Below are 12998 nucleotides of genomic sequence, written 5' to 3'. Positions count from 1 at the left end.
AAGGTAAAGGAAGAATAAAAAGAGGATGTATCAATTTTGACACACCCTCTTTTTTATTTAATTCTTCTTTATACTTATCATTTTCATTCTATAACGATACTTCATTTTTTTATAAATGGTATACATGATTCATTTCTTTTAGATAGAAATATATTTCTTTATCTCTTTGGTGCTAATTCAATTATTTTATGTAAGTTTGTGTTAGAAATTCCATATCGATGACCATTATTTTTAATTATAAATGGTCTGATAAGAATAGGTTTAATACTTACTTATATTCATAATGCATAATATAAATTTTATAGCTATCGACTTCGAAACAGCAACGGCTAAAAGAAATTCAATTTGTGAAGCTGGTATATGTATTGTAAATGGAGGTCAAGTGGTACAATCTAAATCGTGGTTAGTACGTCCTGAAGGCAATCGTTATGATTATTGGAACACCCAAATACATGGTATACAGCCTGCTGATACAGCTGATGCTCCATTATTTCCTGAAGTTTGGGCTGAAATTTCAGAATATTTACGCCAATGTCCTGTATTAGTAGCTCATAATGCTTCCTTTGATATAAGTTGTATTCGTCATTCTTTAAAGTCCTATGGTATTCCTGTTCCCGAAGTAGATTATTATTGTTCTCTGCGTGCAGCTCGTCATATTTATGATTTCGATTGCAACAAACTCGATTATCTGTGTGATCAATTTGATATATCTTATGGACATCACCATCGTGCAGGTGATGATGCGGAAATGTGTGCCCGTCTTTTTTTACGTGAAATAAAAGATGCAGGTTGGGTGGAATTAGAAGAAATGAGTTTTTGTAATGGCAAACTATAAATACTTGGTAAATAGCACGCATTTTTTTTGCTAATCAGCAACTTATGATTTATAAGCTTTAACGTACTCGTAGTTTTTTTCAAGATTCTATTTTATTTTATATAGAAATTGTTCCAACTTTTCAGTAGTTCGTAAATGTCTTTTGAATTTATATATAATTCGCTCGAATTTATAATTATAAAATAGGAAAAACATAATTACGTTTTTTTATTTTGTAATTATAATTTTTCCGATTCATTCTTTTTCTGTCTTTTCACGAATATTGTAAAAAATGTATGAGTATATTGAAGTAAATTTAAATTTAAACAAAACAGAGGGTGTGTCAAAATACTAATTTGGAACTTGACAACTTATAATCTGTAAGTTGAACTCCTATAAAAGCAAAGAAGAGTCCATTTCTCAACTCAATAATGAGTTTGAAATGGATTCTTCTTATAGGGGTTATTTCAATCTGTAAGATTTAGAAAGGTGGATTTATATTTTGACACACCCTCTGTTTTATTATTTTATTTTTCTTATTTTTTATTGGCAAAGAATACACCAATTAGGATTAACACACTACCAATAGCAGCTTCGACTGTCATTTTTTCACCTAAGAAAATGGCGCTAATAATGACAGTACAGATAGGGCTAAGATAGTTGTAGTTAGCTATTTTTACAGCACCCACTTTTTCGGTAACAAAACTCCATGCACCAAAACAGAAAAACGATGCTACTAAACCAAGGAAAAGAAGGTTAAAAGTAACAGGAAGATCTGTAAGGAAATGATCTAATGGGAATTGCCATGGTGTAATAATAAATAATGGCAAACTTGTTAGTGAACCATAAAAGAACATTTTTCTAGTAAGAAATGCTGCACCATATTTTTGACTTAATGGACGTAGCAATAAGCAATATGCACCAAAACATGCAGTTGATAACAAAGCTAAAGCATCTCCCAAAATACGATCTTCTACTACTGAGGATTCACTGTTTCCACCAAATATTATGAACGATACACCTACCAAAGCAATAAGAGAACCAATTGCAAGCGATTTTGTTAGCTTTTCTTTGCAGAAAAGTATAGCAAAAAACATAGTAAATAATGGTGATGTGCAGAGAATAAAACTAATATCGTTTACACAACCTACTTGAACAGCAAAATTTTCGGGTATGAAATAGAGCGAACCTCCTAACAGACCACAAGCCACCATCAATAGTTCGTCCTTAAGATTGTCGGACCATAACTTCTTATATGATAGTGTCCACATAGCAAGATATGCTATGATGTAGCGAGATAGAAATACTTCGTCAGGGCGCATACCACCTTGTATCACTACTTTTGTGTTCACAAGCGTCGCACCCCAAATGCTTACAACTACAATTGCAATTAGATGATAGAGTAATACTCTATTCTTCCCCTCTGTAATGGTGTTAGTCATATAAATATCTATGTATGATTTAGAGTAGCGCAAAGTTAAGAATTTTTAGACTATAAACAAAATTCTTGCTTTCAAATATTCTAGAAACCTGAAATTTATACGTTTTTTATGTGATATTTAACACTTGAAACTAAATTTAAGCCAGTAGTTTTCTTCCTTTTATTCTTAATAGTGTTTAATCTTTCACATTCACTTTCCGCAGAGTTTCAGCAGCTCTACACAAGTCTTTAACCACTTCGCCACCTATTATTAATCCAGCTGCTGCAGGTACCCATGCGTTCGAAGCAGGAGTTGTTCGTTTCTTATGTGCAATAGTTTCAGATTTTTCAATTTCACAGTTTGATTCTTGGTTTTCTTCTATTGATAAAGATGATAATGGTTCTTCTGGACTATAAACAACCTTTATATTGCGTACGTTTGTTTTGCGCAGTTTCTTTCTTAGTACTTTTGCCAAAGGGTCGTTTATAGTTTTAAATAAATCAGTAACCATAAGTTGTGTAGGTTCCATTTTAAAAGCTGCCCCCATACTACAAATGATAGGTGTTTTAAGATTATGACAACGTGTTATAATATCAATTTTTGCTACTACAGTGTCAATGCAATCTACGACATAATTATATGGTGAAAAGTCAAATTGGTCTGCCACTTCAGGAAGGTAGAATGTTTGAAACTTCCTTACTTCACACGAAGGATTAATGTCTTTTATTCGTTCTTCCATAACATCAACCTTTGCCCGTCCGAGTGTAGAATGAGTAGCAATGATCTGACGGTTCATATTCGATAATCCGATGTGGTCGTCATCAACAATGGCTATTGTGCCCACGCCACTGCGTGCCAATACTTCTACAACATATCCACCAACGCCGCCAACACCAAAAACCAGCACTTTGCTATTCTTTAAGGTGTCCATAGCATCGCTACCCAAAAGTAGTTCTGTTCTTGAAAATTGATTATCCATATTGTCTAAATTCGTTTGTGGCTGCAAAGTTAAGATAACATTCCCATAAAATAGCAGTAGTTTCTATTTTTATGTTAGCTTTTTTCTTTACCTTTGCAACCAATGTAAGAAATTACACATTAATAAAATGCTTATAAATAATGCAAAAACAGACTCTTAAAAAGAAAATATCGCCTTGGGCGTGGGTTTCTACACTCTATTTTGCAGAGGGATTACCCAATGCGGCAGTAGTCTTGGTATCGTTGGTGTTTTATCAAGAAATGGGCTTAAGCGATACTGAAGCTACTTTCTACACATCGTGGTTCTATCTTCCATGGGTGATAAAACCATTGTGGAGTCCATTTCTTGACCTTATTCGAACAAAAAGATGGTGGGTGTTAACCATGCAAATGTTACTTGGTGCCGCTTTTGCAGGTGTTGCTTTTACTATAAATACATCGTTCTGGTTACAAGGTACCATTTGTTTTTTTTGGCTGTTAGCTTTTTCGAGTGCTACACACGATGTTGGGGCAGATGGTTTTTATATGTTAGGTCTTGAACAGCACGAGCAAGCTTTCTTTGTAGGTATTCGTTCAACATTTTATCGCATTTCAATGGTTGTTGGAAAAGGGGGGTTAGTTGCTCTTGCAGGATTGTTACACGAATATATGAAAGTACAACTTTCGTGGTCGTTAGTTTTTTATAGTTTGGCAGCATTGTTTATAGGATTAAGTCTATACCACAGATATGTATTGCCAAAACCTGATACAGATATAGAGCATAACCAACTTTCGGCTTCAAAACTATTCAACGAATTTATTGGTACATTCGCAAGCTTTTTCCGTAAAAAAGAGGTTTTGATAGCAATTGCATTTATGCTTTTATTCCGTTTACCAGAAGCTTTGTTGAATACTGTCGGGCCATTGTTCCTAAGGGCCACAGCCGATAAGGGTGGATTAAACCTTTCCTTAGAAACTTTTGGTGTTATAAATGGAATTGTTGGAGTTGTAGGATTACTTCTTGGAGGTATATTGGGAGGAATGGTAGCCAGTAAAGATGGATTAAAAAAGTGGCTTTGGCCCATGACTTTTGCCATTACCCTGCCTAATATAGCTTATGTTTATTTAGGTTTTGTAATGCCATCTTCACCTTTTTCTATTGGTGCTGCTATTTTTGTAGAAAACTTTGGATATGGTTTTGGCTTTAGTGCCTATATGCTATTTATGCTATATTTCAGTCAAGGAGAACATAAAACCAGTCATTATGCCCTTTGTACTGGCTTTATGGCACTTTCGATGATGTTACCAGGTTTATTTGCAGGAGCTCTAGCAGATGCTGTAGGCTATAGCACGTTTTTTGTTTTGGTAATGGTGTCATGCATTTTCCCTTTCATTGTTGCTTCCTTGTTGAAGGTTGATCCAAAGTTTGGTAAGAAAGATGCATAGAGCATATTAATAATATCAAAGACTTTTAACGAGTAAATCTATAAGACGAGGTAGGGCATAATGCTCTATCTCGTTTTCCTTTATCCATATGAAATCAGTAGGAAGAGTTGGAGACACATCTGTTTCTAATAGATAGAAATCAGCAAAAATAATTTGATGAGTAAGGATATGCTTTACATTCTTTTTTATTAAAGCCGCTTTCTCAATAACATTACTAACCAATTCTGTTGTGGGTAGTTCCCAAAGACCCTGCCAAATATCACCTGCGCCACGGCGACGGATAACAGTCTTACCATTACACCTTATATATATAAAGGAGAAATGGCGTTCGCGTTGTTTTATTTTCTTTGATTTTATAGGTAGTTCAGCCACTTTGTTATTATTTGCTGCAAAGCATGTTTCTATTAATGGACATATTTTACAGTTAGGAGACGTTGGAGTACATTGTATAGCACCAAAGTCCATTATTCCTTGATTATATGCTGCAGGATTTTCTTTTGCAAGATATTCTTGTGCCATAGTTTTGAATACTTTTTTTCCTTGAGTAGAATCTATTGGAGTTTCAATTCCAAAATAGCGAGAAAGAACTCGATAAACATTACCATCAACTACTGCAATAGGAGTTGCGAACGACATGGATAAAATAGCTGATGCAGTGTATTCGCCAACCCCTTTTATTTCTATTAACTCATTGAAAGTCTGTGGGAAATATCCTTTTTCTACAATTTGTTGTGCAGCTTTGCGTAAATTTCTAGCTCGAGAGTAATAGCCAAGTCCCTGCCACTCTCTTAAAACCTCGTCTTCAGTTGCTTCTGCCAATGCATAAACATTAGGCCAACGTTTCATAAAACGTTCCCAATATGCAGTACCCTGAGCTATTCTCGTTTGCTGCATAATGACCTCGCTTAGCCAAATAGCGTATGGATTGGTGGTTTGCCGCCACGGAAGTTCCCGTCCGTTTAAGGCATACCAATTTAGTATCGTCTTGCTAAAATTCATGATGCAAAGATACTTAAAATATTGAAACAAACTTCTTTTTCAAATTTCTAGTTCTTTTTAGACGTTATTTTTTATGCGAACACATACCAAACATAACTCACATATCGTCATTCGCAAATCGTTGAAAAATGCTCAAATGCTGTTTGTTACATTGGTTTTGAATAATAATTATATGAATTATTGTTTTTTTATCTATTTTTCTTGTTTACTTACTGTAGTATTTTGTATCTTTGCAAAGCAAAACGAAATCTTATGAAATTATGGCTGGTATAAGAGAAATAAAGACAGCATTAATCTCTGTTTTCCATAAAGATGGATTAGAGGATATTTTAAAGAAACTGAATGAAGAGGGTGTTAAATTCCTCAGTACTGGAGGTACGCAAGAATTTATTGAATCTTTAGGTTATGAATGTCAAAAAGTAGAAGACGTAACAACATACCCTTCTATTTTAGGAGGACGAGTAAAAACTTTGCACCCCAAAGTTTTTGGAGGCATATTAGCGCGTCGTAATTTTGGTGGAGACCAAAAGGAAATGGTTGAATATGATATTCCTGCAATCGATTTGGTTATAGTTGATTTGTATCCGTTTGAACAAACTGTAGCTAGTGGCGCGAGTGATGCCGATATTATTGAAAAAATAGATATCGGAGGTATTTCTTTGATACGAGCAGGTGCTAAGAATTTCAATGATGTTGTTATTATACCAAGTAAAGCTGAATACCCAGTTCTTTTGCAGTTACTGAATAAACAAGGTGCAAAGACAGGACTTGAAGATCGAAAGATGTTTGCTGAACGTGCATTTGGTATTAGCAGTCATTACGATACCGCTATTCATAATTGGTTTGCGAAATAAAAAATGAAGTTTGCATTAAGTAAGCACTTGAAAGATATAAACTGAGAGTAAAGATAAATAATATAACGAAGGATAAACTCCTCGTTTTCACCACATATCAAATTTTTTAGAATGGGATTTTTTTCATTTATCCAGGAAATAGCAATGGACCTGGGAACTGCAAATACTATCATTATCAGTGATGATAAGATAGTTGTTGATGAACCTTCTGTAGTGGCACTTGATCGTCGTACCGATAAAATGATCGCTGTAGGTAATGATGCCAAGTTGATGTATGAGAAGGAACATCCCAATATTCGTACTATTCGTCCACTTCGTGATGGTGTGATTGCAGACTTTTCATCGTGCGAACAAATGATGAGGGGACTTATCAAGATGGTGCATAGCGGTAATCGCTTGTTTTCTCCATCTTTACGTATGGTTATCGGTGTACCTTCTGGTTCAACAGAAGTAGAGCTTCGTGCGGTTCGTGATTCTGCTGAACATGCAGATGGACGCGATGTTTATCTTATTTTTGAACCAATGGCAGCTGCTCTTGGTATGGGTCTTGATGTAGAAGCACCAGAAGGCAATATGATTGTTGATATTGGTGGCGGTAGTACTGAAATTGCCGTTATTTCTTTGGGTGGAATTGTTTGCAATAACTCTATACGTGTTGCAGGTGATGATTTAACAGCTGATATTCAAGAATATATGAGTCGCCAACATAATGTTCGTGTCAGCGAACGTATGGCAGAACGAATAAAAGTTCACGTTGGTTCAGCTTTGACTGACTTAGGAGACGAGGCTCCAGAAGATTATATTGTTCATGGTCCAAATCGTATAACAGCATTACCAATGGAAGTTCCAGTTTGTTATCAAGAAATAGCGCATTGTCTAGATAAAACAGTAGCTAAAATTGAAAATGCGGTTCTTTCAGCTTTAGAGAATACACCACCTGAATTGTATGCCGATATTGTAAAGAATGGCATTTATTTGAGTGGAGGTGGTGCATTATTGCGTGGAATTGATAAACGTTTAACAGATAAGATAAATATTCCATTCCATGTAGCTGAAGATCCATTACATAGTGTTGCTAAGGGAGCAGGAATCGCATTAAATAATGTAGATCGTTTCTCATTCTTAATGAGATAAAGGATTAGGATAGGGCTGACTGTTGAAGAAATGTTAAGATAATTTCTTCAATAGTCGCTTTCATTTTGTTGATAAATTGTTAGAATGAATAACCTCACTGAATTTCTTGCCAAATATAAACATTGGTTTCTTTTTGTTTTGCTGGAAATAACCAGTTTGGTACTTTTGTTCCGTTTCAACAATTACCAAGGTAGCGTTTGGTTTACCTCTGCCAATATTGTGGCAGGAAAGGTTTACGAGCTAAGTTCTACGATTACTTCTTACTTCTCAATGGGTAAGTTGAATCGTGAATTGACTGACCGAAATGTACAGTTGGAACGTCAAGTGAAGGAGCTATCCGAGCAACTTTATGAAAAGACTCGCGATCCAAAGTACGTCCAAAAGGGACAATATAGATTTCTTTCAGAATTTAAGCTCATTAATGCGAAGGTTGTATCCAACTCTCTTGATAAGGAAGAGAATTTTATAACAATCGATAAAGGTTCATGGGACGGAGTGAGGAAAGATATGGGTGTAGCTTGTGGAAATGGAGTTGTCGGAGTAGTTTATCTTGTTGGCACCCATTATTCTATAGTTTTACCTGTATTAAATTCTAAATCGAATATCAGTTGTTCTATACAAGGTCGAGGTTATTTTGGATATCTGCGATGGACTGGAGGAGCAAAGAATATAGCTTATTTGGACGATGTTCCCCGTCATGCAAAATTCAAATTAGGTGATAGAATTGTAACAAGTGGCTATTCAGCAATTTTCCCTGCAGGAATTTTAGTTGGTAAGATAAAGCACGTTTATAATTCTGAAGATGGTCTTTCGTTCCGTTTAGCAGTGGAATTAACTACAGATTTTGGCAATTTGCGCGATGTTTGTGTCGTTGATGATGCTGCAGTAAGAGAAAAGAAGAAAGTTATGGATGCTGCAAAAGATTCAATTAAGCACTTGAATACAGATTTTAGTGAGAAAAATTAGGTGCAATAAGCATATTGCGTTTGCATAAGAATAGTTGGGTAGTAGTCAAACAATAAGTTTTTAGTAAGAGATTTAAGGAAATGAATATAGACTTTATAAAAACTTTGGGTTGGTTTTTGATTTTAGTACTAGCACAAGTGTTTGTACTAAACCATATTCATTTGTTTGGTTTTGCAACTCCATTACCTTATATTTATTTTATCTTCCTTTTCAGAAGAAACTATCCACAGTGGGCTATTATTTTGTGGGGATTCCTCATGGGGCTGATTATTGACACATTTTCAAATACTCCTGGAGTTTCAGCAGCTTCACTTACTTTAATTGCAGCTATACAGCCATACTTGTTGCGACCATTTACTTCACGTGAAAGTGCTGAAGATTTACAGCCCGGAATTGGGACACTTGGGTTTGGACAATATGTTTGGTATAGCATCGTTTTGACGCTTATTTATTGTCTTGTATTCTTTAGCTTGGAAATGTTTAGTTTCTTCAATATTTTTATTTGGCTACAATGTGTTGGTGGTAGTGCTTTGCTTTCCTTATTTTTAATATTGGTGATTGAGCATGTAAGGAGTCGCGCATGAAGAATTATGACTTTGAGAAACGTCGTTTTGTGCTTAGCGGTGTTGCACTTGCTATCATTACAATTTATTTGATACGCTTGTTTGCGCTTCAAATAGCAAGTGATGACTATCGGAAACGCGCCGATTCTAATGCTTTTTTAAAGAAAATAGAGTTTCCCTCACGAGGTATTATTACTGACAGAAAGGGGAAACTGCTCGTTTATAACCAGCCTGCTTATGATATTATGGTGGTAATGAACGAAGAAAAAGGTCATCTTGACACTTTAGAATTTTGTAAGGCTTTAAACATTACAAAGGAATTCTTTGTTCAACGTATGAATGATATTAAGGATAGAACAAAGAATCCAGGTTATTCACGATTTACTCAGCAACTCTTCATAAGTCAGTTGAGCGATAAAGAGTTTAGTTCTTTCCAAGAAAAACTATATCGTTTCCCAGGTTTTTATATTCAGAAACGCAGCATTCGTCAATATAATGCTACTATTGCTGGACATATTCTTGGCGATGTTGCGGAAGTCAGTCAAAGTGATGTAGAGAAAGATGATTATTATCTTCCTGGCGATTATATAGGTAAACAGGGTATTGAGCGTGAATACGAAAAAGCATTGCGTGGTCAAAAAGGAGTTCAAATTTTACTTCGCGATGCTCATGGACGAATAAAAGGAAGATATAAAGACGGACAATACGACCAGAAACCTAAAGCAGGAAAAGATTTGCAGTTAGGTATTGATGCCGATTTGCAAGCACTCGGAGAGCGTTTAATGGAAGGTAAGTTAGGTGCCATTGTTGCTATTGAACCAAAGACAGGACAAATATTAGCAATGGTTTCTTCACCTACTTTTGATCCTCGTGATATGATTGGTAAGATGAGAGGAAAGAATCAACAAAGAATGACACTTGATCCATCAAAGCCATTGCTTAATAGAGCTATTATGGGACAATATCCTCCCGGTTCTACTTTTAAAACAAGTCAAGCTATTACTTATTATAGTGAAGGAATTATAAACGATTCAACTCGTTATCCTTGTCCGCATGGATTTTCTTTCCGTGGTCTTCATGTAGGTTGTCACGGACATGCATCTCCAATTTCTATTGTGCCAGCATTGAGTACTTCTTGTAATGCATATTTTTGTTGGGGACTATATTATATGTTGTCAAATAGACAAAAATATAAAAACCTTGATGCTGCAATGGATCGTTGGCGCGATTATATGGTATCAATGGGATTTGGATATAAGTTAGGAATTGACTTACCAGGTGAAAAGCGAGGACTAATTCCGAATGCCGAATTCTATGACAATGCATTTGGGAAATGGAATCCATTGTCGGTTATATCTATATCGATAGGGCAGGGAGAAATAAATTTAACTCCTTTACAGATAGCTAATCTCGGAGCTCTTATTGCCAATCGAGGTTATTTCTACACACCACATGTTGTACGAAAGATTCAAGGACAACGTTTGGACGAGAAATATTTAAAGAAGCATAAGGTGATGGGAACACCACGTGCATTTGACGAAGTTGTAGCTGGAATGGTTTCTTCTGCACGTGGAGGTACTTGTGCTCATGCTGTACATCCTGGTTATTCTATTGCAGGTAAGACTGGAACAGCACAAAATCGTGGCAAAGACCACTCTGTTTTTATGGGATTTGCTCCCGTAGAGTCTCCTAAAATTGCTATTGCTGTGTATGTAGAGAATGGTGGTTTCGGTGCTGTTTATGGAGTTCCAATTGGTTCTTTAATGATGGAACAATATATAAATGGTAAGTTAACACCTCACGATGAAGCTCAGGCAACATCAATTCAGAAGCGTCATATCAGTTATCCTTTTAAGCAAAAGCTTAGTACTTCAGATTCTTTGCGTTTAGATTCGATAAAGCGTGTAAACCATATAAAGGATTCTTTGAGGCTTGTTCGTGAGAAACAAAATATGGAAGCTAAACAAAGAGAACGGGAACTAAAGGCAGAACGAGAGGCAAAGGAGAAGGAAAAGCGTCAGCAACCATTGAACGACCCTATTATTAAAGCGGATGAAGAAGTAAGAATAAGAACGGAGAAGGAAGACAAAGACAAAGATAAAGATAAGAAAGATAAAGAAAAGAACAAAGAAAAAGCAAATAGCAAGAAGAAAGATAATGAAAGTCGTAAAACAAACGACAAGCAAAAGGCAGTAAAAACGAATAAAAAGCAAGAAAGTGGCAGGTAATTATAAATCTAACAAACAAACCGGTGTACTTCGTTCATTAGATTGGTGGACGATAGGCATTTATTTAGCTTTGCTTTCTTTTGGCTGGGTAAGTGTCTGCGGTGCAAGTTATACTTATGGCGATACTGATATATTGTCGTTATCGTCTCGTTCTGGTATGCAAATCGTTTGGATAGGAACATCTATCTGCCTTGGATTTGTGTTGTTAATGATGGACGATCGCATTTATGACACTTTTGCTTATGTGATTTATGCCCTGCTATTATTGTTGTTATTTGCTACGATTTTCAATCCTCACTCCATAAAAGGGTCACGTTCCTGGATAGTATTAGGTCCATTACGCTTGCAACCAGCAGAATTTGCAAAGTTTGCTACAGCTTTAGCAATCGCTAAATTTATGTCGGCCTATGGCTTTACTATATCTAATTGGAAGCATTTTGCGGCTGCAGTTGGTATTGTATTTTTGCCAATGTTATGTATTGTAGGCCAGCGCGAGACAGGTTCTGCACTTGTTTACTTATCATTTTTCTTAATGTTCTATCGTGAAGGTATGCCAGGCTCATTCCTTTTTACAGGAGTTGCTATGGTAATATATTTTGTTGTAGGTGTTAAATATGATGATGTAATGCTTTGGAATACGCCAACATCTGTCGGAAAATTTAGCGTTCTTTTACTTGTACAGCTATTTAGCGCAGGAATGGTATGGACCTATTTACAAGATAAGGTAAAGGCGCAGAAAATCTTGTTGTTTTCTCTTAGTATTACTATACTTTGTCTTCTATTCTCCGAGTTTGTTATTCGTTTCGACATAGTTTGGGTACAACTTGTAATTTCAGCAGCCCTTATAGGTTATTTAGTTTATAATGCTATGAGTGCTCGAATAATTCAATATCTTTTTATAGCTACGTTTGCTATAGGGTCAATAACATTTTTCTATTCAGCAAATTATGTATTGAATGATGTTATGCAACCCCATCAACGTGTACGTATTAATGTGTTATTAGGATTAGAAGAAGACCTTGCTGGTGCCGGTTATAATGTACATCAAAGTGAAATTGCAATTGGTTCTGGTGGATTACAGGGAAAAGGTTTTTTGAATGGGACACAAACAAAGCTCAACTTTGTGCCAGAGCAAGATACCGACTTTATTTTCTGTACGGTTGGCGAGGAAGAAGGTTTCCTCGGTTCGGCAGCTGTGCTGTTACTATTCTTAGCTTTAATACTCCGATTGATGTATGTTGCAGAGCGACAAACTTTTAAATTTGGGCGAGTCTATGGTTATTGTGTTGCAAGCATTTTCCTTTTTCACGTCTTTATCAATGTTGGAATGGTACTTGGCTTGACTCCCGTTATTGGTATCCCTCTGCCATTCTTTAGTTATGGTGGTTCTTCGTTATGGGGTTTCACACTATTATTATTTATCTTCCTACGTATAGATGCAGGAAGAAACCTGATTAGACAATAATTTTGAAACAAACAATCTTTTTGCAATTGTGTACGATAATGTACAATCTGCTAAAAAATCAATAGCTCGTTTGCTATAAGAAAGAACTGAAATAGCAATATAAGGCGTAATGGACATTTGGTAGGCTGAAAGCTCACGGAACGCTTTTATT

At 35.8% G+C, this 12998-nt stretch carries 12 protein-coding genes; 8 read left to right on the top strand and 4 right to left on the bottom strand.

What is annotated here, in order from left to right; genetic code table 11:
* The first annotated feature begins 283 nt into the window (after positions 1-283).
* The gene (locus HXN26_RS09725; protein WP_025000072.1) at positions 284-835 is read left to right on the top strand and encodes a 3'-5' exonuclease; all 552 of its coding nucleotides are present in this window, start codon (positions 284-286) and stop codon (positions 833-835) included.
* A gap of 515 nt (positions 836-1350) precedes the next feature.
* Here the strand turns inward: HXN26_RS09725 and HXN26_RS09720 are convergent.
* Positions 1351-2256, bottom strand: a complete 906-nt coding sequence (locus HXN26_RS09720; RefSeq protein ID WP_273160987.1) for a DMT family transporter — start codon at positions 2254-2256, stop codon at positions 1351-1353.
* Positions 2257-2431: 175 nt separating this feature from the next.
* Positions 2432-3214 (bottom strand): tRNA threonylcarbamoyladenosine dehydratase, encoded by a 783-nt coding sequence (locus HXN26_RS09715; RefSeq protein ID WP_273160986.1) that lies wholly within the window; start codon positions 3212-3214, stop codon positions 2432-2434.
* Between the two features lie 140 nt (positions 3215-3354).
* Between HXN26_RS09715 and HXN26_RS09710 the strand changes: the two genes are divergently transcribed.
* On the top strand, positions 3355-4638 hold the full coding sequence (locus HXN26_RS09710; protein ID WP_273160984.1) for an MFS transporter: 1284 nt from the start codon (positions 3355-3357) through the stop codon (positions 4636-4638).
* Between the two features lie 15 nt (positions 4639-4653).
* Here the strand turns inward: HXN26_RS09710 and mutY are convergent, their stop codons facing one another.
* On the bottom strand, positions 4654-5637 hold the full coding sequence (mutY, locus tag HXN26_RS09705) for an A/G-specific adenine glycosylase (protein WP_273160983.1): 984 nt from the start codon (positions 5635-5637) through the stop codon (positions 4654-4656).
* Between the two features lie 260 nt (positions 5638-5897).
* On the opposite strand from mutY, the gene HXN26_RS09700 reads away from it, so the two are divergent.
* The 6 genes from HXN26_RS09700 (at position 5898) to rodA (ending at position 12847) form a co-directional block, all read left to right on the top strand.
* Positions 5898-6491, top strand: a complete 594-nt coding sequence (locus HXN26_RS09700) for an IMP cyclohydrolase (RefSeq protein ID WP_273160981.1) — start codon at positions 5898-5900, stop codon at positions 6489-6491.
* A gap of 111 nt (positions 6492-6602) precedes the next feature.
* Positions 6603-7625 (top strand): rod shape-determining protein, encoded by a 1023-nt coding sequence (locus HXN26_RS09695; protein WP_273160979.1) that lies wholly within the window; start codon positions 6603-6605, stop codon positions 7623-7625.
* A gap of 84 nt (positions 7626-7709) precedes the next feature.
* A complete protein-coding gene (gene mreC / locus HXN26_RS09690; RefSeq protein WP_273160978.1) occupies positions 7710-8591 on the top strand; it encodes a rod shape-determining protein MreC in 882 nt (293 codons plus the stop codon).
* 80 nt (positions 8592-8671) lie between these two features.
* Positions 8672-9175, top strand: coding sequence for a rod shape-determining protein MreD (mreD, locus tag HXN26_RS09685; RefSeq protein WP_273160977.1), 504 nt, complete (start codon positions 8672-8674; stop codon positions 9173-9175).
* Positions 9172-11382, top strand: coding sequence for a penicillin-binding protein 2 (gene mrdA / locus HXN26_RS09680; RefSeq protein WP_273160976.1), 2211 nt, complete (start codon positions 9172-9174; stop codon positions 11380-11382). The genes mreD and mrdA overlap by 4 nt, the downstream gene beginning before the upstream one ends.
* Positions 11372-12847 (top strand): rod shape-determining protein RodA, encoded by a 1476-nt coding sequence (gene rodA / locus HXN26_RS09675; protein WP_273160975.1) that lies wholly within the window; start codon positions 11372-11374, stop codon positions 12845-12847. Before mrdA ends, rodA begins: the two co-directional genes overlap by 11 nt.
* Here the strand turns inward: rodA and HXN26_RS09670 are convergent.
* Positions 12809-12998: hypothetical protein (locus tag HXN26_RS09670; protein ID WP_273160974.1), on the bottom strand; the 190-nt coding region annotated here is incomplete at its 5' end. The genes rodA and HXN26_RS09670 overlap by 39 nt on opposite strands.

The sequence above is a fragment of the Prevotella aurantiaca genome (assembly GCF_015262605.1).
GTDB lineage: Bacteria > Bacteroidota > Bacteroidia > Bacteroidales > Bacteroidaceae > Prevotella > Prevotella aurantiaca.
This window is presented reverse-complemented; position numbering and strand designations above follow the sequence as displayed.